The following is a 23,663-nucleotide window of genomic DNA, read 5'->3' on the forward strand; positions in this document are numbered from 1 at the left end:
AGGAATCACCGGACGTGGCGGCCGCGTGTCAGGACACGCTCGACGCCCACTCCCCGACGGTGGCGACACTGCCCCGGCGGGCGAAGATGTGGGTCACGAGAGCGTCGTGCAGTTCGGGACTCGGATCGACGCAGGCGTCGGACAGGACCGTGACGCCGTAGTCGAGGTCGGCGGCCTGCAGGGCGGTCGACAGGACGATGCCGCCGGTGGCGATGCCGGCCAGGACGAGGTGGCCGATGTCCTGGGCCTCGAGGAGCTGCCGCAGGTTGTTGCCGGCGAACGCGCTGACGCGGTTCTTGTAGACGACGAGCTCGCCGTCGAGGGGCGCGACGTCGGGGTGGATGGCGGCGCCCTCGTCGTCGGCGGTGTAGAGGCCGGCCGGCACCGAGCCGAACATCTTGTTGCGGGGGTGGACGTCGGCGTGGTCCGGCCGCAGCCGGAGGGCGACGTGGATGACGGGAACGCCGGCGCGCCGCGCGGTTTCCAGCGCCCGCACGGCGCGCGGCAGGTAGTCCTCCGGGACGCGCGCGAGGTGGGTGTTCTGGAGGTCCATCGCAAGCAGGGCGGTACGGGACACAGTCGGGCCTTTCTTGCGGGACAACGGGAATCAGAGGCGACGCAGGCCGCGACCGGCGATCGTGACCAGCAGGAACAGCACAGCGGCCGCGAGCATCACCCAGGCCAGGGTGTGCATGCCCGCCGTGCTGGCGTGCGGGCCGAAGGCCGCCGCCGTCGTGGCGGACGCGACCATCGAACCGACGTAGGCGAAGGTGCGCAGCAACCCGGCCGACGACCCGGTGCGCTCGGGATCCGCCTGGTGGTAGACGGAGTTCTGCAGGGCCAGGCCGGCCGCCCCCTGCGGGATGCCGAAGACGACGGCGATCAGCAGCAGCATCCACAGTGGACTCGCGGCGGTGAGCACCAGCATCAGCACGCACCCGGCGATCTGCCCGAGCGCGCCGATCAGGAGCTTCCCGCGCACGCCCTTGTGCCGGCCGGTGGTGATCGAGACGACGATCGCCACCAGGAACATCGGGATCTGCACGAGCCCGGCGTGGAACGGCGAGAGGCCGAACCCCTCCTCGGTCCACTGGGTGAAGCCGTAGAGGAAGGCGTAGGAGACGATGTAGGCGACCAGCGCGCGCCCGTAGGTGGCCAGCAGCGGCGCGTTGCCGCCCAGCACCCGCAGGTCGATGAACGGGATCGCGGCCCGCAGCTCCCGCACGGCGAAGGCGGCCCCGGCCACGACGGCGATCACCAGCAGGTACCAGCTGCCCGGGCGCAGGTTCATCAGGAACAGCAGCAGGGCCACCAGCATGGCGGCGAAGAGGCCCATGCCGGGCAGGTCGAGCCGGGCGGTCCAGCGTTCCCGTCTGGACGTCTCCTCCGTGCGGGGCAGCCGCAGCAGCCCGAGCACGACCGCGACCGCGGCCAGCGGCACGTTGAGCGCGAAGGTGGCGCGCCACCCGCCGAGCCCGATCAGCAGGCCGCCGAGCAGCGGGCCGATGACGGCGATGGTCTGGTTGGCCACGGCCAGCGCGGTCAGCACGCCGGCGGGGTTGTCCTGCCCCGTGCGCTTCGCCTCGCTGCGCAGCAACGCCATCGCGGCCGGGTAACCGGCGCACGTGCCGAACCCCAGCAGCACCCGCGACGCGACCAGCACACCGAGGCCCGGGGCCACGGTCCCGAGGACGCCCGCGACGCCGACCAGGCTCGTGCTGATCAGGAAGAGCCGGCGCGGGCCGAAGATGTCGATCAGCCGGCCCACGATCGGCTGGCCGAGCGCGGTGGCCAGGTACAGGGCCGAGACCAGCCACGCGGTCTGCGAGGGCGGGGCCCCGAGCGCCGCGCCGATCGGGACCAGCGCGACGGCCATGATGGTCGAGTTGACCGGGTTCAGGATCGACCCCAGCAGCATCGGCGGGATCAGCCCGCGGTCGAAGCCCGCCTTCGCGGCTCCCGGTGTCCGGTCATCCGCAGTCCGGTCATCCACGGTCCGCTCAGTCATGGACGAGCCGATCCAGCACCGCCATCGCGGCCAGGACGGTCTGCCGTTCCTCCTCCGTGCACTCCTCCTGCAGCCGCGCGGCGAGCCACTCGCCCCGAGCCTGCCGGCCCGCCTCGACGTGCCGGCGTCCCTTGGCCGTGACGGTGACCAGCAGGCGGCGGCCGTCCCGGGGATCCGGCCGCCGCTTGACGAGGCCGAGGTCGAGCAGCGCGGCGACCGTCGAGGTCATCGACTGGTGCCGCACCCCGTCGGCCGCGGCGAGGTCGCTGGTGGTGAGACCGTCGCTGTCGGCCAGCCGGGTCAGCACCGTGGCCTGCGACAGCGTGACGTCCCCGGGGTCCGAGGCACCGGCGATGCCCCGCCGCAGCCGCCGGATGACCGCGCGGACCCGCTGTGACGCCTCGACGGCCGACGGAGACAGTTGATCACCCATGCCCGTCACCGTAACCGCGGCGACGAGAGATGTACAGTCAGCCTGTACAGTTACCTGTATGTCTCGTCGGTCACACCACCGTGAAGCTCGACGTCAGGGTGGCCGCCGAGCTGGTGCCGACGTAGACCTCGATCTTGCCCGGCTCCACCCGGAACCTGGCCGCGTTGTCGTAGAAGCCGACGTCGTCGGGGGTGAGGGTGAACGAAACCGTGGTCGACGCCCCCGCGGCCAAGGTCACCCGCTGGAAGCCGCGCAGCCGCCGGACGGGCTGGACGATCGTGGCGACCGGGTCGCGCACGTACAGCTGGACGACCTCGTCGCCCGCGCGGGTGCCGGTGTTGGTGACCTTCGCGCTCACCTGGATCCGCCCGCCGCGGGCCGGCAGCCGGGTGTCCGACAGGCGCAGGCCCTCGACGCGGAACGTCGTGTACGACAGCCCGAAACCGAACTCGTAGAGCGGGCCGGACTCCAGGTCGAGGTACTTGGACGTGTACTTGTTCGCCGGGTCGGCCGGGCGGCCGGTGTTCTCGTGGTTGTAGTAGATCGGGATCTGCCCGACCGCGCGCGGGAAGCTCACCGGCAGCTTGCCGCCCGGGTTCACCGTGCCGAACAGGACGTCCGCGACCGCGTGCCCGCCCTGCACGCCCGGCGCCCACGCCTCGAGGATGGCGGGGGCGTTGTCGTGCAGGTACGGGATCGTCAGCGGCCGGCCGTTGACCAGCACCACCACGAACGGCTTCCCGGTCGCCTTGATCGCCGCCACCAGCTGCTGCTGGACGCCGGGGAGGTCGATAGTGCTGCGCGCGGCGGCCTCACCGCTCATCGCGGCGGTCTCGCCGACCACCACGACGGTGACGTCGGCCGCGCGGGCCGCCTGTTGCGCGGCGGCGAACCCGCTGGTGTCGGTGCCCTCGACGGTGCAGCCGGCGGCGTAGGTCACCGTGGCGCCGGGCGCCGCGGCCTTGATCCCGTCGACCACGGTCACCGGCGGCGTCGTGGCCGCCCCGGTGCCGAGGCCCGACCAGGTGCCGTTGAGGTCGTAGGTCGCGGTGCCGAGCGGCCCGACGACGGCCACCGAGCCGACCGTCTTCGCCAGCGGCAGCACCGGCCCGTCGTTCTTGAGCAGCACCATGCACCGCCCGGCCGCCTGGCGCGACGCGGCGAGCGCGGCCGGCGACGGCGCCCTGACCTCGCCGGCCTCGTCGGCGTACGGCCGTTCGAACAGGCCCAGCTTGACCTTGATCAGCAGGATCCGGCGGACGGCGTCGTCGATCTGGTCGCGCGTGATCCGCCGTTGCGCCAGCAGCTGCTGCCCGTACCGCACGTAGTTCGTGCTCACCATCTCCATGTCGACACCCGCCGGGAGCGCGGCCGCGGCGGCGTCCGCGCCGTCACCGGCGAGCCCGTGCAGGATCAGCTCCTCGACGCCGGTGTAGTCGCTGACGACGAACCCGCGGAAGCCGTAGGCGCCCTTGAGGACGTCGTGCAGCACGTAGCCGTTGCCGTGCGCGGGCACCCCGCTGATGGTGTTGAAGCTGGCCATCACGGTCGCCACGCCGGCCTCGACGGACGCTTTGAACGGCGGGAGGTAGAAGTTGTGCAGCCGCTGCAGCGAGACGTCGACGGTGTTGTAGTCGCGCCCGCCTTCGGCCCCGCCGTAGGCGACGAAGTGCTTGGCGCAGGCGGCGAGGCGGTCCGGTGACGAGTAGTCGTCACCCTGGTAGCCGCGGACCTTCGAGACGGCGAGTTTCGTGGCCAGGTAAGGATCTTCGCCGTAACCCTCGGCGATGCGCCCCCAGCGCGGCTCGTGGGTGACGTCCATCATCGGCGCGTAGGTCCAGTGGATGCCGCTGCGCCGGGCCTCCTTCGCCGAGACCGACGCGTCGGCGCCCGCCACCGCGGGGTCGAAGCTCGAGCCCTGGGCCAGCGGGATCGGGAAGTTGGTGGTGTACCCGTGGATGACGTCCAGACCGAAGATCAGCGGGATGCGCAGCCGGGTCTGCTCGACGGCGACGCGCTGCAGGGCGTTGAGCTTCGCCGCGCCGACCACCGAGAAGACGCCGCCGAGCTGCCCGGTCGCCAGCGCCGTGCGCGCGTCGGTCTCGTTGCCGAGCAGCTGCAGCTGGCCGAGCTTCTCGGCGAGGGTCATCTGCTTGAGCAGGCCCTCCACCCGGTCGTTGCGCTCCGGCCGGGCGACGGGATCCGCGGCGGCGGGCGAAGCGAGCACGCCGCTCGAGACGACGCCACCGGCGGCGAGCAGGCCGCCGACACCGGCGAGCAGGCTGCGCCGGTTCACTCCGTCTGTCGTGGTCGGACGATCGGCTGGGTGGCTCTCGGTCTGTTCCATGGCGGGGACCCTTTCGCGAGCGAAACCGGCCAATCAGGATAGACACGATCCGCACCCGCCAGGGCCGTCAATTCGGCCGGGTACTTCGTTACCAGGTCACCGGCAGTTCGTACGGCCCGAAGACCGCCGAGTCGTGTTTGAACCGGACGTCGTCCAGCGGCCCGGCGAGCCGCAGGTCCGGGACGCGGCGCAGCAGCGTGGCGAAGTAGACCTCCAGCTCGAGGCGGGCCAGGTTCTGGCCGATGCACTGGTGCGGGCCGAAGCCGAACGCGAGGTGGTGGTGGCGGTTCGGGCGGCCGAGCGCGAACTCGTCCGGGCTCGTGAAGTGCGCGGGATCGCGGTTTCCCGCGTGGCACAGCCCGATCACGCCTTCGCCAGCGCGGATGCGGACGCCGGCGAGGTCCGCGTCGGCGGTCGCGATCCGGGCCGTCGCCACCTCCGCCACCGACAGGTGCCGCAGCAGCTCCTCCACCGCGTCCGGGACGCGCGACGGGTCCGCCGCCAGCTCGGCGTGGATCCGCGGGTTCTCCAGGAGGAAGAGCGTGCCGAGCGCGATCATGTTGGACGTCGTCTCGTGGCCGGCCACGACGAGCAGCACGGCGAGGCTCGCGAGCTCGGCGGCGTTGACGTCCCCGGTGGCGCGGCGCCGCTGCACCTGACGGCTGAGCAGGTCGTCGGCGGGTTCCGCCGCCTTCAGCGCGATCAGGTCGCGGAAGTACGCCTGCAGCTCGTCGACCGTCCGCTGCCGCTGCTCCCGCGTGGTCTGGCGGCGCAGCAACGCCATGCTGCGGGTCTGGAAGAACTCGTGGTCGGCGTAGGGCACGCCCAGCTGGCCGCAGATCACCCGCGACGGGATCGGCAAGGCCACAGTGGACACCAGGTCGGCCGGCCGCGGCCCGGCCAGCAGCGCGTCGAAGCGTTCTTCGACGATCTCGCGGATCCGCGGGCGCAGCCGTTCTAGGCGCCGGATGGTGTACTCGCCCACGAGTTCGTGCCGCGCCGCGGTGTGCTGCGGCGGGTCCATGTTGATGATCGACGGCGTGAAGCTCCGGGGCCCGGAAAGCGGTTCCCGGACGAGGAACGGGAACCCGGGCAGCAGCCGGTCGGAGCTGAACCGCGGGTCGGTGAGCATGGCGCGGATGTCGTCCGCGGCGGTGAGCACCCAGGTCGTGCCGCCCCACGGCAGCCGGACCCGGCCGGCGCGCCCGGATTCCCGCATCCCGCGGTATTCCGGCGGTGGGTCGAAGGGGCACGTGCGGCGCATCGGGAAAGCGGGAAAATCGCCTGCTGACGACACTTCGGCTGTTTCGGACACGGCGCGGACGTCTCCCATCCTCCGGATGGCTTCACGGTAGGAGCGCTCCGGCGGCCGGTTCATCTCACGGCGTGCTGGCTGCGGGCCACAACGACACCGGCGCGGCGGACCCCGTGGTATCCCCGGAAGGTCACACCCCCGGGGGAGCCACCACGACCGAGGAGCGCCCGTGTCGACGACCATCACCGAGGCCCCGGCCCCCGCTCCGCCGGAGGCGGCCGCGAAACCCCGCTGGCAACCCTGGGCGCTGGCCGTGGTGTGCGCCGCCGCGGCCGCGTTGTACCTGTGGCACATCGGGGACGGCCGGATCGGGAACAGCTACTACTCCGCCGCGGTCCGGTCGATGTCGACGGGCATCCGCGACTTCCTGTTCGGCTCGTTCGACGGCCTCGGCGTGGTGACGCTCGACAAGCCCCCGCTCGGCCAGTGGCCCCAGGTGCTGTCCACCGCGCTGTTCGGGTTCCACGGCTGGTCGCTGCTGCTCCCCCAGGCGCTCGAAGGCGTCGCCGCCGTCTTCCTGCTCCACCGCGCGGTGCGGCGCTGGGCCGGGGAGAACACGGCCCTGCTCGCCGCGGCGCTGCTCGCGCTGACGCCGGTGACCGTCGCGGTCGACCGCGACAACAACCCGGACAGCCTGCTCGTGCTCCTGCTCGTCGCCGCGGCTTACGCCCTCACCCGGGCCGTGCGGGCCGAGCGCCCGCGCAGCGCGACGCACTGGCTGCTGGCCTGCGCCGCGCTGCTGGGTTTCGGCTTCACGACGAAGATGCTGCAGGCGTGGATCGTGGTCCCCGGCTTCGCCGTCGCCTACCTGGCCGGCCCCGGCGCGGGCCTGCGTCGCAAAGCCGCGGACCTGCTCGGCGCGGCCGTCGTCCTGGTCGTGACGTCCGGGTGGTGGATCGCGCTGGTCGACCTGTGGCCCGGCACCAAGCCCTACATCGGCGGCAGCACCGACGGCTCGGCGTGGCAGCTCCTGTGGGGCTACAACGGGTTCAGCCGGATCCTGGGCGGCGACGCGACACTGCCCGGCGGCGGGCTGCCCTCGGGCATGGTGCTCCCGCCCGGCGTCCGGCTCCCGCCCGGTGGCCTCGTCAAGGTGTTCGGCGGCGAGCCCGGCGCGGGCCGGCTCTTCGGCGACCTGGCCGGCGGGCAGATCTCCTGGCTGCTGCCCCTGGCCCTGGTCCTGCTGGCCGCGGCGGCCGTCGCCGGCTGCCGCGCGCCGCGGGCCGACCGGGCCCGCACGGCGGGCTGGCTGCTGTGGGGCAGCTGGCTGGTCGTCACCGGCCTGCTGTTCAGCTTCGCGCACGGCACCTGGCACCCGTACTACACCGCCGTGCTGGCACCCCCGATGGCCGCGCTCATCGCGGCCGGCGTCGCGTGGCTGTGGCGGACGCGCGCGCGGTGGCCGGCGCGCGCGGTGCTCGCGGTGGGGTTCCTGCTCACCGGCGGCTGGGCGTTCGTCCTCATCGGACGGACGCCGGGGTACCACGGGTGGACCGCCGCGGCGGCGCTGATCGGCGCGATCGCCGCCGCCGCCGCGGTTTCCGTGCCCCGGCTCGTCCGGCCGGGCGTGGTGCTCGGGCTGGCCGCGGTGGTGCTGACGCCGGCGGTCTGGTCGGTGGCCACGGCAACGGCCGGGACGGACAACGGCCCGCTGCCGACGGCCGGTCCCGCGCTGGGCGGCGCTCCCGCACCCGTCGCGCTTTCCCCGCAGGAGCAACGGATCCTGTCCTACGCGCGGCAGCACAGCGGCGGTACGGCGATCACGCTCCTGATCGACGGCAGCGCCATGTTCACCGCGCCCTACCTGATCACGACCGGCGACCCGGTGGTCGGCGTCGGCGGGTTCCTCGGCACGGACGACGTCCCGACGCCGGCGACCCTGCAGCGCTGGGTCGCCGACGGCACGATCAAGTACGTCCTGAGCTACACCGCGCCCGGCGACCCCGGCCCGACCGGGGTGCAGCGGGCCCGGTCGGCGTGGTTCGACGCGCACTGCACGACGCTGCCGCCGACGGAGTACGGCGCGAAGGCGGCGGAGGTGCAGGGAGCGTCGTCGTTCACCGGCCTGGTCGGCGGCGAGCGGCTGCGCGAGTGCCACAGGTCGTGAGTGTTCAGGGCGGTTAGAACCGCCCTGAACACTCACGACCAGCCGCGGCGGACCCGGTCAGGCGATCCAGACCGTCTTGGCGTTGACGAACGTGCGCGGCCCGAAGGACGCGAGTTCCCGGCCGTAGCCGGAGTTCTTGGCGCCGCCGAACGGGACTTCGGGGGTGGACTGGGTGAATTCGTTGAGGTACATCATCCCGGTCTCGACCTCGGTCACGAACCGCTCCTGCTCCCCCGGGTCCGCCGTCCACGCGCTGCCGCCGAGGCCGAACGGCGAGTCGTTGGCGACGCGGATGGCGTCGTCGGCGTCCCGGACCCGCCAGATCAGGGCCACCGGGCCGAAGAACTCCTCGTGGTGGCCCGGGGACCCGTCCGGGATGTCGGCCAGCACGGTCGGCGGGTAGTAGAACCCCGGGCCGTCCAGGGGTTTCCCGCCGGTGAGCAGCCGGGCGCCGGCCCGGACGGTGTCGCTCACCTGCCGGTGGATCGTCTCGACGGCGTCGGCCGAGGACAGCGGGCCGAGGTCGGTGTCGTCCTTCATCGGGTCGCCGACGGTCAGCGACGCCATCTTGTCGGTGAACTTCCGGGTGAACTCCTCGGCGACGTCCTCGTGGACGATGAACCGCTTGGCGTTGACGCAGGACTGGCCGTTGTTCAGCGTCCGCGAGCCGACGCCGGCTTCGACGGCTTTGTCCAGGTCCGCCGAGGGCATCACGATGAAGGCGTCGGCGCCGCCCAGTTCGAGCACGCTCGCCTTGACGTTCCGGCCCGCGGCGGCCCCGACCTCGCGGCCCGCCGGCTCGCTGCCGGTCAGCGTCACCGCGCGGACGCGCTCGTCGCCGATCACGGCCTCGATCGCCGACGACGGCACGAGCAGCGTCTGGAACACGCCTTCGGGGAAACCGGCGCGGCGCAGGACGTCTTCGATCGCCAACGCGCACTGCGGGACGTTCGACGCGTGCTTGAGCAGGCCGACGTTGCCCGCCAGCAGCGCCGGCGCGGCGAACCGGAAGACCTGCCAGTACGGGAAGTTCCACGGCATCACGGCGAGCACCGGCCCGAGCGGCTCGTACCGGGTGAAGACCTTCGCGCCCTCGACCGGCCACGGTTCGTCGGCGAGCATCTCCTCGCCGTGGTCGGCGTACCAGCGGCACCCCTTCGCCGACTTCCGCACCTCGGCGACCGCGGCGGCGTGGGTCTTGCCCATCTCGAGCGTCGCGAGGCGGCCCAGCTCGTCCGCCTCGGCGTCGAGGATGTCCGCGGCCCGCCGCAGCAGCGCGGCGCGATCGCCGAAGGACGTCTTCCGGTAAGCGCGGAAGGCCTCGGCGGCGAGCTGCAGCTTGCCGTCCAGCTGCTCGTCGGTGAGCGCGTCGAACTCCCGGACCCGCTCGCCCGTCGCCGGGTTGACCGTCGCGATGGCCACAGTGCACTCCTCGCTCGTCGAAAGATCGTTCTCCGAAAGATCGTCGCGCTCCGCGTACCCACGCGAGGAACCCGGGAAACGCAGGTCACCCGCGTGGGCTTGGGCCGATCGGCCCAGCCGGGAGCAGGTCGCGCGAACGGCGGTACCCGCCTACCCGGTGACGCCGACGGTGCCCAGCACCGCCAGCCACTCCCGGGCGGCGGCGAGCGTGCTCTGCACCTGCAGGAGGTGGTCCAGCCCCAGCACGGCGATCGGCCGCAGGACCGCGCGCTGGTCGCTGACCAGCACGCACGGGATGCCGGCGGCGTGCGCGTCGGCCGAAGTCGTGAGCAGCACGCGCAGGACGCGGGCCGAGCAGAAACCCACCCGGCTCAGGTCGATCACCAGGGCTTGCGGCCGCAGGGCGAGCTCGTCGGCGAGGCGGCCGAGCAGGTGCTCGGCGATACCGCCGTCGAGGTCCCCGGTGGCGGCCACGACCGCCGAGTCGTGGGTGGTGGTCACGGTGAGCGTCGATGTGCTGCGGTGGAAGCGGTCCAGGGGATCGCGCATGATGGCTGTCACCTCCGTGGCAGACGGCGACTCCGCGAACCGGGCCGCCGCCGCGAGGCCGGTGCGAGCGCACCGGCGAATGGGACAACGGCTACTCGGCTGAACCGCGGACACCCGGGACATACCCGGATCGGGTGAACTTCATGCATCGTGGAATGGTTCACGGGCGTGCGGGTAGCGGCACCGCCCACACGACGCGGGTGCCCCCTTCGGCCGCGCGCTCCACCCGGAACGACCCGCCGGCTTCCGCCGCGCGCTGTTCGAGGTTGCGCAACCCGCTGCGCACCACGGCTTCCGGCATCCCGATCCCGGTGTCCGAGACCTCGACGACCAGCTCGCCGTCCAGGGACACGGTGATCGCCAGCTCTGCGGCGCGCGCGTGCCGCAGGACGTTGCTGACGGCTTCGCGGACGACGGCCTCCGCGTGCTCGGCCAGTCCCGCGGGCACCCGGTCGAACGCGCCCGACAACCGCACCGTGGTGCGGATCGCGGAGTCGGCCGTCGTGTCGGTGATCGCGTTCTGCAGGCGCGCCCGCAGGCCGTGCGCGGCGCCCGGTTCGGCGTGCAGGTCGAAGATCGCGCCGCGGATCTCCTCGATGACGTCCTGGAGCTGGTCGATGTGCTGGCTGAGCCGGACGGCGACCGCGGGTGAGTCCGTGCGGCGGCGGGTGCCCTCGATCCCGAGGCCGACCGCGAAGAGCCGCTGGATCACCTGGTCGTGCAGGTCGCGGGCGATCCGGACGCGGTCCACGACGACGTCGAGCTCGCGGCGGGCGGCCTGGCTCTCGGCGTCGCGCAGCGCGAGCGCGGCCTGGTCGGCGAAGGCGGAGACGATCTGGAGCTCGTGCTCGTCGAACGCCGCCGCCCCGGGCGCGCGGATCGCCAGCAGCACCCCGGCGGTGGACTCCCCCGACCGCAGCCGCACCGCCAGCGCCGGCCCGAGGTCCACACCCAGGCCGTCGGCCAGGTCGAACGCCAGGCTGGGCACGCTGCGCGGCACGTGGTCGCGCAGCACCGCGCCGGACGTCGACCCGTCGAGCGGGATCCGGCGCCCGGTCAGCGCCTCGGTGTCCGGGCCGGCGCACACCGTGACGACCAGGCCCCCGCCCTCCACGGCGGGCAGCGCGATGAGCGCGTCGCCGGCGCCGGTGAGCTCGGCCGCCCGGCTGGCGATCAGGTGCAGCACCTCGTGGACGTCGGTGCCGCCCAGCAGCTCGGCGGAGATCTCCCCGGTGGCCTCCAGCCACCGCTGCCGGCTGCGGGTCTGTTCGTAGAGCAGCGCGTTGTCGACGGCGATCCCGGCCGCGGCCGCGAGCGCCACGATCGCGCGTTCGTCGTCGGCGGTGAACGGCCGCTCGCCGCTCAGGTACAGCCGGCCGAGCACCGCGCCGCGCACCAGCAGCGGGACGCCGAGGAAGGTCCGCATCGACGGGTGTCCCGGTGGGAACCCGGGGATGCCAGGGATGCCGTCGATGCCTGGGATGCCGAGGTCGGCCAGGCGCACCGGATCCCGGCCCGCCACGAGCGCGCCGAGCGGCCCGTGGCCCTCCGGCGGCGGGCCGATCCGGTCGCGGGTGGCGTCGTCGACCCCGGTGACGGCGAACCCGGTCGTGCGGCCGTCTTCGTCGAGCAGGGCGAGGGCGCCGTACCGGGCGTCGACCAGCCCGGCGGCGGACGCGACGATCCGGCGCAGCGTGGTTTCGAGCTCCAGTCCGGCGGAGAAGGCGAGCACGGCCGCCGGCAGCGCGGCCATCCGGTCCCGGCCCGACACGGTCTCTTCGGGCATGCCCCCACCCTCGCACAGCCCGCGGGCCCTCGACGGGATCCGGCCGAACCGCAACCGACGACCTTCGCCCGGCCACCGGAGGCCGTTCGGCACTTGGCCCGGCCGCGGCCACGGCGGACGGTGTGCGGGAAGCGTCATCCCGGGTACCCACAGTTCGGAGCCGTCCATGAAGACCGGTGTCATGCCCGTCGGGCACCTCAGCGCCAGCCAAGTGCGATCCGTCCTGCTCTCGGCGACGGCTCCCCCGCCGCTGCGGAACTCCCGGCCCTGGCGGTTCCAGTGCACCCCGGACTCCATCGAGCTGTACGCGAACCCGCTGACCGGCCCCGACAGCGACCAGCGCGAACGGCTCCTGGACTGCGGGGCGGCGCTGCTGAACCTCCGGCTGGCGATCAAGGCGCAGGGCAGCCACGCCGACGTCCGGCTGTTCCCGACCTCGGGCCGGCCCGAATTGCTCGCCATCGTCCGGCCGCACGGGTACGAGACGATCTCCCCGCACGACGAGGAGCTCGTGACGGCCATCGACGGCCGGCAGAGCAACCGCCGTCCGTTCACCGCCGCCGTCGTGCCGTCTTCGGTGCAGCGGCAGCTGCGCCGCGGCGCCGAGATGGAACGCGCGTGGCTGGCCACCGTCACCGCCGAGCAGGTGCCGCAGCTGCGCGAGATCATGCGCCGCTCGGAGCTCCCGCCGGCGACACCCGGGCCCGGCAGCGGGACGGACCTCGACGTCGAACCCGAGCGGCTGGTCGTGGTCATCGGCTCGCTGCACGACACGGCCCTCGCGCGCCTCCAGGCCGGCCAGGCCATGCAGCGGGTGCTGCTGACGGCCACCGCCGCCGGGATCTCGGCGTCGATGTCCTCCCAGCCGATGGCGGCACCGGCGACCCGGCGCGAACTGCGGCAGCTGATCGGCGGCGGGCTCTGGCCCCAGATCATGCTGCGCCTCGGCCACGGCACCGCCGTGCCGGTCTCCGCGCACGCGCTCCTCGAAGACGTCGTGATCAGCGACGAGCACCCGTTCGCCGCTAGCCGCCCGGACGACGTTGCGCGCCGTGGAGCCCGGTGACCAGCACCGCGGCCTGCGATCGCCGTTCCAGCCCCAGTTTCGCCAGCAGCCGCGACACGTAGTTCTTGACGGTCTTCTCCGCCAGGAACATCCGCTCGGCGATCTGCCGGTTGGTCAGGCTCTCCCCGAGCAGGTCCAGCAGCACGAGCTCCTGTTCGCTCAACCCGGCCAGCGGGCCCGGTTTCCCGGTCGTGGCCCGCAGTTCGGCGACGAGCGCGGTGACCGCCCGGCCGTCCAGCAGCGTCTCGCCCGACCCGACCCGGCGGATGGCGTCGACCAGCTGCAGCCCCTTGACGTCCTTGATCACGTATCCCTCGGCCCCGGCGAGGACGGCGTCGACCATCGAATCCGCGTCGGTGAAGGAAGTCAGCATCAGGCACCGCAGGCCGGGCAGCGCCGTGCGCAGGTCCCGGCAGAGCCCGACGCCGTTGCCGTCGGGCAGCCGGACGTCCAGCACCGCGACGTCCGGGCGCAGCGCGGGGATCCTGGCCAGGGCTTCGGACACCGAAGAGGCCTGCCCGACGACGGTGAGGTCCGGTTCGTCGTCGACGAGCTCGGCGACGCCGCGCCGCACGAGTTCGTGGTCGTCGACCAGGAAGACGGTGATGACGTGCCGGTCGTGCCCAGTGCGGTCATCCACCGCCCCAGGCTACGCCCGCCCGCGCCGAACGACCCCGCAGGAAAGGTCCGGCGACTCTAGGCCGCGCGGCGCGCGGGGGGAACGCTGGCGGCATGACCCAGATCCAGCACCGGCCCGATCACCAGCTCAAGACCGCGGTCACCGACGAGCTCGCCTGGACCCCGAGTGTCAACGCCGAAGAGATCGGCGTGGCCGTCACCGACGGCGTCGCGACGCTGTCCGGGCACGTCGGCACCTACCCGGAGAAGGAAGAGGCCCTGCGCGCGGCCATCCGCGTCCACGGCGTCACCACGACCGCGGACAAGATCCTGGTGCGGCACGGCGAAAACGTCCCGGAGGACGCGGATCTCGCCCGGGAGGCCATGATCGTCTTCGACCGCCGCACGGTCGTCGTGCCGAAGGACTCGGTCCAGGTCGAGGTGCGCGACCAGGTCGTCACGCTGCGCGGCTCGGTGGACTGGCAGTACCAGCGCGAAGCCGCCCGCAGCGCGGTCGCCTCGCTCCCCGGGATCAGCGGGGTGCGGAACCTGATCACGCTGAAGGCGTCGACGACGGTCCCGCCCGCCGACATCAAGCTGAAGATCACCGCGGCGCTGGCCCGGCACGCGCCGGGGTTCGCGCAGCACGTCGAGGTCGGCATCGACGACGGCCGGGTCACCCTGACCGGCGAAGTCCTCACCCCCGCCGAACGCCGTTCGGCCGAGCAGACCGCCTGGTTCGCACCCGGCGTGACGTCGGTCGACAACCAGGTGAAGCTCTCGGGCTGAGCCACCCGCGGCCGGCACCCCGGACTCCGCAGTGTTCTGTCCGAAAAGGACAGGGCACTGTGGACCCGTGGCCATTGCGACCGCACTGTGACCAGGGCCGGGAAGCCGAGCGGTACCTCGGGCCGGCCCGGGAGGAGACGTCATGACCACCGCGACCCCACCGGCGCGCGCCCTGCTCCCCGACGGCGAGATCGCCTGGGTGCGCCGGCTGGAAGCCGGCGACACCGCCGACGTGCTCGCGCTGCGGAACCGGCTCGCCGGCCGCGACCGGCACCTCGGGTTCTTCGGCATCGGGGCGGCCGGGCTGACCGAACTCGCGACGCAGCTTTCGCGCAGCTCCGGCGTCGGGCACACCGCGATGGGCTGCTTCCTGCACTCCCGGCTGGCCGGCATCGCCCGCTACGACATCCTGACCGACGCCGCCGAGGCGGAGCTCGCGCTGGTCGTCGACGGCGGCACGCGGGCGCTCGGCGTGGCGACGCTGCTGCTCGAACAGCTCGTCGTCTCGGCGGAGCACGAAGGCGTCCGGGCTCTCGTCGTCGATCCCGGCACCGACGGCCCGGAGAACGCGAAGCTGCTCGGCGTCTTCGCGGCGCTGGGCATCCCGTTGCGGCCCGGCCCGCTGTTCACCGACGCCGGGTCCGGCCGCGGCTGACGCCCGGCCCGTCAGTTCTCCGGCACCTCCGGGGTCTCATCGAGACGCGCGTGCAATCGTTCGCGGATCTCGTCCGGGGTGTAGGCGCGCCGCCGGCGCTCCTGCCGCGCGACGAGCACTCCGGTCGCGGCCACTCCGACGAGCCCGGCCAGGCCCACTGTCTTCCACCAGCGCATCGGCCTAGGCTACTGCCCGTGCCGGGCACCGAGCTGGATCTCGACGAAGCAGTAGCCGTGACACGCACCGGCGACCTGTGGCTCTTCCGCGGCCGCTCGGCGGCCGACCGCACCATCCGCGTGGTGACGAACAGCCCGGTCAACCACGTCGGGATGGCCGTGGTGATCGAGGACCTCCCGCCGCTGATGTGGCACGCGGAGCTGGGCCGCTCACTGCCGGACGTCTGGTCGGGCACGCACCAGCGGGGTGCCCAGCTGCACGACCTGAGCCGGGCCGTGCAGGTCTGGGCGGAGAAGTACCACCAGCGGGTCTGGCTGCGCCAGCTCGACCACCCGGTCACCGCGGCGATGGAAGACGCCGCCCTGCGCACGATCGCCCGGCTCGACGGCACCCCGTTCCCGTCGACGGCGCGCCTCGCGTCCCGCTGGCTGGGCGGCCGCGTGCCGTCGTGGAAGCGCGAGGGCCGCGAGCCCCGGGAAGTCGACCTCGAGTCCGGCTACTGCGCGGAGATCGTCGCGGTCACGTACGAGGCGATGGGCCTGCTGCCCAAGGGCCGCCGCCCGAACTGGTACGACCCGGGCCGCTTCTGGAGCGGCGACCACCTGGAGCTCACCGGCGGAGCCGACCTGGGCGACGAGATCGCGGTGAAGCTTCCGGAGTGATCTGCGCTGTCGCTTGTGGACGACGGCGGTATTCGAGGTCCGCGACGCAACTGCAGGCGGCTGGTCTCCACGACCGGGACGACCTTCGGCGCCCGCAGGTGATGCGCGGTAGGACGTCCACAGTGGACCTCAGCGCGGCACCTCGGTCGGCAGGCGAGGCTCCCGGTGCAGCAGCTCCAGCGCCTCGGTCTCGGCGACCGCGCCGAACTTCCGGTAGCTGTTGCGCACCGCGTACACCCACGCCGGCGACCGGAGGCAGACCACCTGGTCCACCTCGCGGGCGAGCCGGTCGAGGACGCGGGCCGGGGCGACCGGGACCGCCAGCACGATGCGGCCGGCCTGGCGGGCGCGCAGCACCCGGATCGCCGTGTGCGCGGTCGTGCCGGTGGCCGCGCCGTCGTCGGCGAGGACGATCGTGCGGCCGGTGATCGGGGCCGGTGCCACGGTGTGGCGGTAGACCGCGACCTGCCGGGCCAGCTCGGAGCGCGCGCCGCCGGCGAGGCGGGTCAGCTCGGCGGCGGTGACGTCGAACCGTTTGATGGCGTCGTGGTCCGAGACGAGCAGGCCGCCCTCCCCGACCGCGCCCAGGGTGGTCGCCGGGGGTCCCGCGAACTCGATCCTGCGGGTCAGCAGGATGTCCAGGGGCGCGCCGAGGACGTCGGCGATCTCGCCGCCGACCACCAGCCCGCCCGCGGACAGGCCGAGCACCACGGCCGGGTGGCCGCGCAGCGGGCGCAGCAGGAGGGCCAGTCGCTCGCCGGCTTCCCGGCGATCGCGGAACCGCATGGTCACTCCCGTCGAAGGCTGTTCCCAGCATCGTCCCGGCGGCCGCCGGGCACGAGGGCCGTTGGTCATCGGGACGCGCGCGTTCGGCACCGGCCGGCCACGATCGTCCACTGAGGACGGTCCGGTCAGCTGCCGGTGGTCAGGTACGGGCCGGGGTCGCCGCCCGCGCGGGCCCCGCTGTCGAGCCAGCGGCGGAACCCGCTGCCGTCCCGGCGTTCGATCTCGTCGAGGAACTCCTGCCGGCGTTGCACGACCAGGCGCCGCGCCGGCTCGTCGGCGGCCAGGACCAGCTGGTAGTAGCTGCGCCGCCAGGCCACGCACAGCTCTTCCGTGCCCATGTCGGTGACCAGCGTCGACGACGCCGGGAGCGTGACGGCGGCGAGGACGTCGCGCGGGTTCGCGACCGGCGTCGCGCGCGCCCGCGGGCGGTAGCGGTTCCCCGCCCACAGCCCGGCGCCGGCGAACAGGAGCAGCGCCGCCGTCGTGAGGCCGCCCCCGAACGCGGCCAGCAGCCCGGCGATCACCAGGCAGAACGTGACGAACGTGGCCGCCGCGGCCACGCCCAGCGGCAGGTCGGGCCCACGCACCCCGACCTGGCGGCCGCGCCGCAGCCGGGGAGCGCCGATCGCGACGAGGATCCCGGCGCCCAGCCCCAGCAGGCTCCAGCCGATCAGGGCGTCCGCCGAGGTGTTCGCCGCACCGACCACGGCCAGGGTGCAGACCGGGACGAGCAGGACCATTCCTGCCACGCGTGCCACCATGATGCGCCTCGCCGTCCGGGTCGGGTGCGGGCCGGCCGGCCCGCGCCGCGGAAGCCGCGATGCCGGGGTCCGGGGCGTCCCCTTCACTATAGCCCCGCGCGCCGAGCCGGACGGGGACCGAGCAATACGCCGAAAAGCCGGTCCGGGCACCAAAAAGCCACTCGCCTGGGCGAACCCCGCCGCCGCCGTCCGCTCTAGGCTGGAAGGCCGCGCCCCGGACCCCGGCGACCGAGGAAGGTGCGCCGCTGCGCACCGCGGCGAAAGCGGGCACCGGTGGACGACGAGCAGACCGAGGCGCACCCGGCGGGGAGCGAGCACCGGGCCTGGCCCACCCGCCACGGCGGTGGTTACCCGCCCGGCTGGCACGTCCGTTACCGCTTCCGCGGCCGGCTCGGCCGCGCCAGGTCGGCGTCGTGCGCGACACCGGTGTGGCACGAGCGCGCCGGCACCGTGACCGGCCACAGCCTGCGCGACGCGCACACCAGCACCACCTGGGTGCCCGTCCGCCCGGACGGTTCCGCCACCGACACGCCGGTCAGCCTGGTGCGGGCCACCGACATCCTCGACGCGCGCCCGCCCGGCCCCACCGCCCGGGCGCGCACCTGAGCTCCAACCCGTTTGCCGCCCCCGCACCCTCGCGGGGAGGACTACATTGGCGGATCCGGGTGCCGGCGAACCGGCCGGCCGCCCGTCACCACCCCGGCCCTTGGCGGCAGCACCCACGTGGTCGATCGAAGGGGTCGTCATGACTGGAACACCGGACGCGCTCGTCGCGGATCCGTTCAACCTCGACGGCGCGCAACGGCGCAAGGCCACCCTCGTGGTCGCGTCGAAAGCGCGCGACGCCGCCGATTGCGGGCTGCTGCTCGCCGTCCTCGGCCTCACCCCCGCCGACGGCCTCCCCGAGGCGGACGTCCCGGCGCAGGCCACCGAAGAGCCGAAGTTCCTCGGCCGGCGGCCGAGCCCCGCGCAACCGCGGAGAAGGTGACGCCGCTCAGCGCACACCTTCGGCCGGCGATCGCGGCGCCGCGATCGCCGCCGCCAGGGACGCGTGGATGACCAGCCGTTCGTGCGTCCTGGTGAGCTGCAACGGCCGCCAGGTCGCGCGGGTCGTGGCCACCAGCCGCAGTTCGGTGTCCGGCCCGGCGGCGCGGTGCGCGTCGAGCAGCACCTCCAGCCCCGCGGTGTTGAGGAACCGGACGCGGGAGAGGTCCACGACGATCCGCCGCGGCGTCCGGCCCAGCGTCTCTTCGAGCGCGTGCCGGAGCATGGGCGCGGTGCTGAGGTCGACGTCGCCGTCCACCGTGACGATCAGCGTCCACCCGGATCGTTCCACGGTGATCGCCAGGTCGTGGTAGCGCGGGGTGGGCGGCTCGGAGCCGTTGAACGCGGTGAAGTTCGCGTGCACGACACGGTTTCCGGTGAGGGGGAGCGACGCCGGCGCGGATTCCGGGAGCGGACGGCGGGGGCGCGGGAAGTCGAAGACGGTGAGTTTCACGATCGGAGCTCCTGACCTGCCGGCCGCGCCTTGCTCGCACCGCGGCCGCTGTTGATGGTGGGACGTCGCGAGGCGGGGACTGGGCGCTCCGGCGCCGACGGTCTCGACGGCCTGCCGGGTGCGCCGTCTTCGTCCATCGTGCGCGCCGGGCCCGGCGCGGCCCAGGGTCACAGGTCCCCGGTTCGGGAGGCGAAGGAACTCTTTCCCCGGCGCGCGACACCCGGCGGCAACCCGCCGCATTGTCCTTTGTGGACACTTCCGGGCTCACGACATGCGGTCACACGGCACCGGTACGTGCTCCGCACTCCGTTCCCCCGCCATCGGTTCCGTCAGCAGTCCCGCCAGCTCGTCGACGACGGCGGTGAGGCCACCCGTGGCGGCGGTCGCGCGCTGCCGGGCGGCGCCACCGGCCAGCACCGGAGGGAGCAGCGCGTCGACCAGCGGCGCGTCCCCGGTGTCCTCGAGCGCCGGGCGGACCCGGCGGACCAGGGCCGCCAGCAGCGCGCGGGCGGGCACCCGCCGGCCGCCGGTCAGCTCGATCCCGTGGCCGTGGATCCCGTAGCGGGCGGCCGACCACAGCGCGCCGGCGGCGAGCTGGCCGTCGACGTCGGGGGCTTCGCGCCCGCGGCCGAGGTCGTCGAGCGCGGCGCGGACCAGCCCGCGGACGAGGGCGGCCTGCAGCAGCGCCCCGTCGGGCGACGCCGCGACGTCGGCGACCCGGACCTCGACCGTCGGGTACCGCGGCGACGGCCGGGCCGCCCAGAACGTCATGCGCTCGTCGATCAGGACGCCGCAGTCGACGAGCCGGTCCAGGCACCGCCGGTAGCCCGCGAAGTCGCCGAAGCGCGGCGGGATCCCGCCGCCGGGGAACCGGGCCTGGTCGATCGTCCGCCAGCTCGCGTACCCGGTGTCGCGGCCGTGGTGGAACGGCGAGTTCGCCGACAGCGCCAGCAAGGTCGGCAGCCACGGGCGGAGGTGGTCGACCACCGCGACGGCGAGATCGTCGCCGGGGACGCCGACGTGGACGTGACAGCCGCAGGCCTCGTAGTCGGCGAACGACCCCTGGTAGGTCCGGGCGACGAGCCGGTACCGGTCACCGCCGGACAGCTCGGGCCGCGGCCCGGCCAGGACCGGGGTGCCGACGCCGACCGCGGCCACTCCCTCCGCCGCCGCTGCCCGCGCGAGCGACGCGCGGTTCGTCACCAGCTCGCGGGCCACGCCGGCCAGGCTCGTCAGCACCGGGGTCACCGCTTCGACCTGCGACTCGTACAGCTCCGGCTTGATCCCGGCATCCGCACCCAGCCGCGCGAGCACCGCGCCCGCCCGCGGCACGGGCCGCCGTGAGCCCACGTCGACGAACAGGAACTCCTCCTCGACGCCGACCGTGACGCCGGCCGCCGGCCCCGGGTCCCGGGCGGTCATCGGGCGCCCGCGGGTCGGACCCCGGCGCGCCGGCGAGGGACCACGAGCCCGCCCCGGCGACCATGACGCCGCGCGAAGACGGGCCGCCGCCGGTCCGCGGCGGTACCGACGTCGCCCCGTGCCGGTGCGGCCGACCGGCCGGGATTCCGTTCCGCGACGGGACGCGCAAGGTGCGCGGCTGCGAACGACGGCCTCACGCCGCACCGGAGAGCGCGCGGGTGCGGGAACCGGCCGCCACCGCGGTCCCGAACCGGGTTTCCCCGGGGTGTTCCGCGGCGAGGTGCCCGAGCGCGGCACGGAGCCGGCGCCGGTTCATCCCGAACAGGGACATCAGGGTGCTCACCGCCAACGTGACGGCCGGCACGTCATCGGCGAAGTGGCCGTAGCCGTCCGATCCTAGTGACCGCAAGGTCGTCCGGAACAGCTCCGAACGCGTGCTTTCCCCGCGCCCGCCGCCGTGTCCGCCGGCCTGGATCCCGACCGGCGCGGCCGTCATCCGCCCGCTCGGGGCGCGGGACGGCCCGGCTGCGCGGCCGGCCTCCGCGCCGTGGCAGGTGCACGACGAACTCACCGAACGCGCGGCGGACGCCTTGCGTCGCAAGAACTTCGCCGGCGGTGGACCGTCGGCGGCGGCGACCCGCCGCCGGCCCGGGTGTGCGACCGTCGCGGGCCGGGTGCGGGCGTGGTTGGATGGGACGCGGTTGAGCCGACAGCCTCCGGCGGGTCGCGCCGGTTCACCGCCCTCAGCGGCGGACACCCAGGAGGTTGTCTTGCCCTCCCCCGAAGACCAGATCCCGCTGGAAGATCCCCGGACGCCCGACGGTTTCGCCGCCGACGAAGCGACCGCCGCCGAGCTCAGCACTCTCGAGGAACCGTTGGGGGCCAGGGGAAAGCCGCTCAACCGGCGCTCGCCGTTCCTGATCGGCATGGCGGCGGCCGCCGGTGTCGCCGTCACCTACGGGCTCGTGCGGATCGTCGTCGGTCTCCAGGACGTCCTGGTCCTCGTCGGCCTCGCCCTGTTCCTCGCGATCGGCCTCGAACCCGCCGTCGCGTGGCTGACCCGGCACCGCTTCCCACGCTGGCTCGCCGTCACGACGGTGTTCGTCGTCGCGCTGCTCGCCATCGGCGGGTTCCTCACCGCCGCGATCCCGGTCGTGGTCGAGCAGGCCGGCCAGTTCATCGGCAAGGCACCGGCGTACCTGCGGGACGCCCAGGACCACAGCACACTGCTCGGCCGGCTCAACGAACGGTTCCACCTGCAGCAGCAGCTCGAGAGCCTGCTCGGCGGGTCGGCCCTGCCCAGCGGGTTGCTGGGGGCCGGCCAGGCGGTGTTCAGCGCGTTGACGAACATCCTGATCCTGGTGGTGCTGACGGTGTACTTCGTCGTGGACCTGCCCCGCATCCGCGCCGGCGCGTACCGGTTGCTGCCGCGCTCGCGGCGGCCGCGGGCCATCCTCATCGGGGACGCGATCTTCACCAAGGTCGGCGGCTACGTCCTCGGCAACCTGGCGATCTCGGTCATCGCGGGCGTGCTCACCTTGGTCTGGCTGCTGATCTTCGACGTCCCCTACCCCGCGCTGCTGGCCATCACCGTCGCCATCCTCGACCTGATCCCGGTGGTCGGTTCCGTCGTCGGCGGCGTGCTGGTCAGCCTCGTCGCCCTGACGGTGTCCCTGCCGGTCTGCCTCGCCACGATCGCCTTCTTCGTCGTGTACCGGCTGGTGGAGGACTACCTCCTGGTGCCCCGCATCATCGGCGGCGCGGTGAAGATCCCGGCCCTGGTCACGGTGGTCGCGGTGATCCTGGGCGGCGCGCTGCTGGGGGTTGTCGGCGCGCTCGTCGCGATCCCGGTCGCCGCGGCGCTCCTGCTGCTCATGCGGGAAGTGCTCTACCCCCGCCTGGACCAGGCCTGAGTTTCGGGGACCACAGTATTTAGCTGACCTTCACGTCGGTCTCGCTGTCTCCCCCGCTCGTGTCGATCCGCGTCCAGCGGACGTCGTCGGCCTGGCCCCTGGCCGCGGCGGGGAGTCAACCGGTTTCACCTGCCGGGCGAACTGGGTTCCACCGCCCTTCGGACCCGACAATCCCCGCATGACGAGCCAGCCCGAACGACCCGCGGCCGCCGAGGTCGTCCACCTGAACATCCGGATCGACCTCACCGACCGGGCGGTCGACACCGCGCTCCTCGCCGCCCGGTTGACCACCGCGCTCGGCGCCGTCGCCGAGGTCGACGTCACCACCGCCCGGCGGGCGCCCGCGTCCGGGCACTCGCTCCGGCTGGTCCCGCGGCCGCTGCTGCACATCGAAAGCGGTGCCCGGCGGGCGATCCTGCGGGCGAGCCGCTCCCGCTGACCCGGCTGGAGTTCGACCTGCTGCACTTCCTGCGCGCGCACCCGGAGCGGGTTTTCAGCAGAGCCGCGTTGAAGGCCGCGCTCTGGCCGCGCCCGGACGGCGGCGGCGACCGCACCGTCGACGTCCACGTCCGGCGGCTCCGCGCGAAGCTGCAACCGCACCTCGATCCCATCACCACGGTCCGCGGCGTCGGCTACCGCTTCGACGGAGGCGGGCTCGTCACGCTGGGCTGAATCGGGCCCGGCGCGCGCGGGGCGTCTCACGGTACAGGATTGATTGAACTCTGAACTACTTTCTTGCTAGTTTTGCTACGAAACCCGGCGCGCCGAGCCCACGACGCCCACGAATCCAGGAGCACCGCATGACCACCTCCACCACCGAGATCCCCGGCTACACCAGCGGCACCTGGGACATCGACCCGGTCCACTCCAACGTCACCTTCACCGTGCGCCACCTCGGCGTCTCCAAGGTCCGCGGCCGCTTCGACGCCGTCGAAGGCACCATCGTCACCGGCGACACCGTCCACAAGTCCTCCGTCACCGCCACCATCCAGGCCACCGGCGTCAACACGAACAACGAACAGCGCGACGGGCACATCCGCAGCGCCGACTTCCTCGACGCCGACACGCACCAGACGCTGACGTTCACCTCCACCGGCGTCCGCGAGGACGACGGCGAGTTCTTCATCGACGGCGACCTCACCCTGCACGGCGTGACGAAGCCGGTGACACTGAAGGCCGAGATCGGCGGCTTCGGCGACCACCCGTCGGGCAGCAAGGTGCTCGGCGTGTCGGCCAAGACGGAGATCAGCCGCGCCGCCTTCGAGGTCGGCCCCACCATCCCGGGCGCGGTCGTCTCGGACAAGATCACCATCGAGCTGGACATCGAAGCCGGTCAGCAGCAGGCCTGA

The 23,663-nt window shown here is 73.5% G+C and carries 26 protein-coding genes; 11 read left to right on the forward strand and 15 right to left on the reverse strand.

Annotated elements, in window-relative coordinates:
• Nucleotides 1-28: 28 nt before the first annotated feature.
• The 5 genes from OG494_RS17945 to OG494_RS17965 all read right to left on the reverse strand — a co-directional run bounded on the left by OG494_RS17945 (nt 29) and on the right by OG494_RS17965 (nt 6,007).
• Complete coding sequence (locus OG494_RS17945) at nt 29-577, reverse strand: cysteine hydrolase family protein (protein ID WP_328457128.1); 549 nt, start codon at nt 575-577, stop codon at nt 29-31.
• Nucleotides 578-607: 30 nt separating this feature from the next.
• Nucleotides 608-1,993, reverse strand: coding sequence for an MFS transporter (locus OG494_RS17950; protein ID WP_328457130.1), 1,386 nt, complete (start codon nt 1,991-1,993; stop codon nt 608-610).
• Between the two features lie 7 nt (nt 1,994-2,000).
• Nucleotides 2,001-2,441 carry a MarR family winged helix-turn-helix transcriptional regulator gene (locus OG494_RS17955; protein ID WP_328457132.1) on the reverse strand — a complete coding sequence of 147 codons (441 nt, stop codon included), beginning with the start codon at nt 2,439-2,441 and terminating at the stop codon, nt 2,001-2,003.
• Between the two features lie 70 nt (nt 2,442-2,511).
• Entirely contained in the window at nt 2,512-4,737 is a 2,226-nt protein-coding gene (locus tag OG494_RS17960) for a glycoside hydrolase family 3 N-terminal domain-containing protein (RefSeq protein ID WP_328457134.1), read from the reverse strand.
• A 139-nt stretch (nt 4,738-4,876) separates the two neighbouring features.
• Nucleotides 4,877-6,007, reverse strand: a complete 1,131-nt coding sequence (locus tag OG494_RS17965; RefSeq protein ID WP_328457136.1) for a cytochrome P450 — start codon at nt 6,005-6,007, stop codon at nt 4,877-4,879.
• Between the two features lie 265 nt (nt 6,008-6,272).
• Between OG494_RS17965 and OG494_RS17970 the strand changes: the two genes are divergently transcribed.
• Nucleotides 6,273-8,210, forward strand: coding sequence for a glycosyltransferase family 39 protein (locus tag OG494_RS17970; protein ID WP_328457138.1), 1,938 nt, complete (start codon nt 6,273-6,275; stop codon nt 8,208-8,210).
• A 57-nt stretch (nt 8,211-8,267) separates the two neighbouring features.
• Here the strand turns inward: OG494_RS17970 and OG494_RS17975 are convergent, their stop codons facing one another.
• From OG494_RS17975 to OG494_RS17985, 3 genes are all read right to left on the reverse strand, one after another.
• Nucleotides 8,268-9,632 carry an NAD-dependent succinate-semialdehyde dehydrogenase gene (locus tag OG494_RS17975; protein WP_328457140.1) on the reverse strand — a complete coding sequence of 455 codons (1,365 nt, stop codon included), beginning with the start codon at nt 9,630-9,632 and terminating at the stop codon, nt 8,268-8,270.
• A gap of 150 nt (nt 9,633-9,782) precedes the next feature.
• Nucleotides 9,783-10,181, reverse strand: coding sequence for an STAS domain-containing protein (locus tag OG494_RS17980; RefSeq protein ID WP_328457142.1), 399 nt, complete (start codon nt 10,179-10,181; stop codon nt 9,783-9,785).
• Nucleotides 10,182-10,341: 160 nt separating this feature from the next.
• Complete coding sequence (locus tag OG494_RS17985; RefSeq protein ID WP_328457144.1) at nt 10,342-11,967, reverse strand: GAF domain-containing sensor histidine kinase; 1,626 nt, start codon at nt 11,965-11,967, stop codon at nt 10,342-10,344.
• 166 nt (nt 11,968-12,133) lie between these two features.
• Between OG494_RS17985 and OG494_RS17990 the strand changes: the two genes are divergently transcribed.
• The gene (locus OG494_RS17990; RefSeq protein WP_328457146.1) at nt 12,134-13,033 is read left to right on the forward strand and encodes a hypothetical protein; all 900 of its coding nucleotides are present in this window, start codon (nt 12,134-12,136) and stop codon (nt 13,031-13,033) included.
• Here the strand turns inward: OG494_RS17990 and OG494_RS17995 are convergent.
• A complete protein-coding gene (locus tag OG494_RS17995) occupies nt 12,993-13,673 on the reverse strand; it encodes a response regulator transcription factor (protein ID WP_328457148.1) in 681 nt (226 codons plus the stop codon). The genes OG494_RS17990 and OG494_RS17995 overlap by 41 nt on opposite strands.
• A gap of 92 nt (nt 13,674-13,765) precedes the next feature.
• On the opposite strand from OG494_RS17995, the gene OG494_RS18000 reads away from it, so the two are divergent.
• Both OG494_RS18000 and OG494_RS18005 read left to right on the forward strand, forming a co-directional pair.
• Entirely contained in the window at nt 13,766-14,440 is a 675-nt protein-coding gene (locus OG494_RS18000) for a BON domain-containing protein (RefSeq protein ID WP_328457151.1), read from the forward strand.
• A 142-nt stretch (nt 14,441-14,582) separates the two neighbouring features.
• Nucleotides 14,583-15,095, forward strand: coding sequence for a GNAT family N-acetyltransferase (locus OG494_RS18005; RefSeq protein ID WP_328457153.1), 513 nt, complete (start codon nt 14,583-14,585; stop codon nt 15,093-15,095).
• Nucleotides 15,096-15,106: 11 nt separating this feature from the next.
• On the opposite strand, the gene OG494_RS18010 is transcribed toward OG494_RS18005, so the two are convergent.
• Nucleotides 15,107-15,271 carry a hypothetical protein gene (locus OG494_RS18010; protein ID WP_328457155.1) on the reverse strand — a complete coding sequence of 55 codons (165 nt, stop codon included), beginning with the start codon at nt 15,269-15,271 and terminating at the stop codon, nt 15,107-15,109.
• Nucleotides 15,272-15,289: 18 nt separating this feature from the next.
• Between OG494_RS18010 and OG494_RS18015 the strand changes: the two genes are divergently transcribed.
• Nucleotides 15,290-15,934 (forward strand): hypothetical protein, encoded by a 645-nt coding sequence (locus OG494_RS18015; protein ID WP_328457157.1) that lies wholly within the window; start codon nt 15,290-15,292, stop codon nt 15,932-15,934.
• Between the two features lie 129 nt (nt 15,935-16,063).
• Here OG494_RS18015 and OG494_RS18020 read toward each other — a convergent pair whose 3' ends face one another.
• A complete protein-coding gene (locus OG494_RS18020) occupies nt 16,064-16,720 on the reverse strand; it encodes a phosphoribosyltransferase (RefSeq protein WP_328457159.1) in 657 nt (218 codons plus the stop codon).
• Between the two features lie 125 nt (nt 16,721-16,845).
• Complete coding sequence (locus tag OG494_RS18025; protein ID WP_328458963.1) at nt 16,846-17,460, reverse strand: hypothetical protein; 615 nt, start codon at nt 17,458-17,460, stop codon at nt 16,846-16,848.
• Between the two features lie 294 nt (nt 17,461-17,754).
• Between OG494_RS18025 and OG494_RS18030 the strand changes: the two genes are divergently transcribed.
• On the forward strand, nt 17,755-18,087 hold the full coding sequence (locus tag OG494_RS18030; RefSeq protein WP_328457162.1) for a hypothetical protein: 333 nt from the start codon (nt 17,755-17,757) through the stop codon (nt 18,085-18,087).
• A 139-nt stretch (nt 18,088-18,226) separates the two neighbouring features.
• Nucleotides 18,227-18,469, forward strand: a complete 243-nt coding sequence (locus OG494_RS18035; RefSeq protein WP_328457164.1) for a hypothetical protein — start codon at nt 18,227-18,229, stop codon at nt 18,467-18,469.
• A 6-nt stretch (nt 18,470-18,475) separates the two neighbouring features.
• Here OG494_RS18035 and OG494_RS18040 read toward each other — a convergent pair whose 3' ends face one another.
• The 3 genes from OG494_RS18040 to OG494_RS18050 form a co-directional block, all read right to left on the reverse strand.
• Nucleotides 18,476-18,979, reverse strand: coding sequence for an STAS domain-containing protein (locus tag OG494_RS18040; RefSeq protein ID WP_328457166.1), 504 nt, complete (start codon nt 18,977-18,979; stop codon nt 18,476-18,478).
• Between the two features lie 264 nt (nt 18,980-19,243).
• The gene (locus OG494_RS18045; protein ID WP_328457169.1) at nt 19,244-20,401 is read right to left on the reverse strand and encodes a carboxylate-amine ligase; all 1,158 of its coding nucleotides are present in this window, start codon (nt 20,399-20,401) and stop codon (nt 19,244-19,246) included.
• 193 nt (nt 20,402-20,594) lie between these two features.
• Nucleotides 20,595-21,329, reverse strand: a complete 735-nt coding sequence (locus OG494_RS18050; RefSeq protein WP_442874430.1) for an iron-containing redox enzyme family protein — start codon at nt 21,327-21,329, stop codon at nt 20,595-20,597.
• On the opposite strand from OG494_RS18050, the gene OG494_RS18055 reads away from it, so the two are divergent.
• From OG494_RS18055 to OG494_RS18070, 4 genes are all read left to right on the forward strand, one after another.
• A complete protein-coding gene (locus OG494_RS18055) occupies nt 21,328-22,314 on the forward strand; it encodes an AI-2E family transporter (protein ID WP_442874431.1) in 987 nt (328 codons plus the stop codon). The genes OG494_RS18050 and OG494_RS18055 overlap by 2 nt on opposite strands.
• Nucleotides 22,315-22,492: 178 nt before the next feature.
• On the forward strand, nt 22,493-22,753 hold the full coding sequence (locus OG494_RS18060) for a hypothetical protein (RefSeq protein WP_328457175.1): 261 nt from the start codon (nt 22,493-22,495) through the stop codon (nt 22,751-22,753).
• A gap of 29 nt (nt 22,754-22,782) precedes the next feature.
• Nucleotides 22,783-22,986 (forward strand): helix-turn-helix domain-containing protein, encoded by a 204-nt coding sequence (locus tag OG494_RS18065; RefSeq protein ID WP_328458964.1) that lies wholly within the window; start codon nt 22,783-22,785, stop codon nt 22,984-22,986.
• A 128-nt stretch (nt 22,987-23,114) separates the two neighbouring features.
• Complete coding sequence (locus OG494_RS18070; protein WP_328457177.1) at nt 23,115-23,663, forward strand: YceI family protein; 549 nt, start codon at nt 23,115-23,117, stop codon at nt 23,661-23,663.

The organism is Amycolatopsis sp. NBC_00438, assembly GCF_036026695.1.
GTDB lineage: Bacteria > Actinomycetota > Actinomycetes > Mycobacteriales > Pseudonocardiaceae > Amycolatopsis.

Bases quoted from the DNA above. Each gene is read 5' to 3' on its own strand.
- OG494_RS17955 (WP_328457132.1), bottom strand. From the start codon at position 2,441: ATGGGTGATCAACTGTCTCCGTCGGCCGTCGAGGCGTCACAGCGGGTC.
- OG494_RS17985 (WP_328457144.1), bottom strand. From the start codon at position 11,967: ATGCCCGAAGAGACCGTGTCGGGCCGGGACCGGATGGCCGCGCTGCCG.
- OG494_RS18060 (WP_328457175.1), top strand. From the start codon at position 22,493: ATGACGAGCCAGCCCGAACGACCCGCGGCCGCCGAGGTCGTCCACCTG.
- OG494_RS18010 (WP_328457155.1), bottom strand. From the start codon at position 15,271: ATGCGCTGGTGGAAGACAGTGGGCCTGGCCGGGCTCGTCGGAGTGGCC.
- OG494_RS18000 (WP_328457151.1), top strand. From the start codon at position 13,766: ATGACCCAGATCCAGCACCGGCCCGATCACCAGCTCAAGACCGCGGTC.
- OG494_RS17980 (WP_328457142.1), bottom strand. From the start codon at position 10,181: ATGCGCGATCCCCTGGACCGCTTCCACCGCAGCACATCGACGCTCACC.
- OG494_RS18055 (WP_442874431.1), top strand. From the start codon at position 21,328: ATGGCGGCGGCCGCCGGTGTCGCCGTCACCTACGGGCTCGTGCGGATC.
- OG494_RS18050 (WP_442874430.1), bottom strand. From the start codon at position 21,329: ATGCCGATCAGGAACGGCGAGCGCCGGTTGAGCGGCTTTCCCCTGGCC.
- OG494_RS18025 (WP_328458963.1), bottom strand. From the start codon at position 17,460: ATGGTCCTGCTCGTCCCGGTCTGCACCCTGGCCGTGGTCGGTGCGGCG.
- OG494_RS18005 (WP_328457153.1), top strand. From the start codon at position 14,583: ATGACCACCGCGACCCCACCGGCGCGCGCCCTGCTCCCCGACGGCGAG.
- OG494_RS17965 (WP_328457136.1), bottom strand. From the start codon at position 6,007: ATGCGGGAATCCGGGCGCGCCGGCCGGGTCCGGCTGCCGTGGGGCGGC.
- OG494_RS18045 (WP_328457169.1), bottom strand. From the start codon at position 20,401: ATGACCGCCCGGGACCCGGGGCCGGCGGCCGGCGTCACGGTCGGCGTC.
- OG494_RS17990 (WP_328457146.1), top strand. From the start codon at position 12,134: ATGAAGACCGGTGTCATGCCCGTCGGGCACCTCAGCGCCAGCCAAGTG.
- OG494_RS18070 (WP_328457177.1), top strand. From the start codon at position 23,115: ATGACCACCTCCACCACCGAGATCCCCGGCTACACCAGCGGCACCTGG.
- OG494_RS18020 (WP_328457159.1), bottom strand. From the start codon at position 16,720: ATGCGGTTCCGCGATCGCCGGGAAGCCGGCGAGCGACTGGCCCTCCTG.
- OG494_RS18035 (WP_328457164.1), top strand. From the start codon at position 18,227: ATGACTGGAACACCGGACGCGCTCGTCGCGGATCCGTTCAACCTCGAC.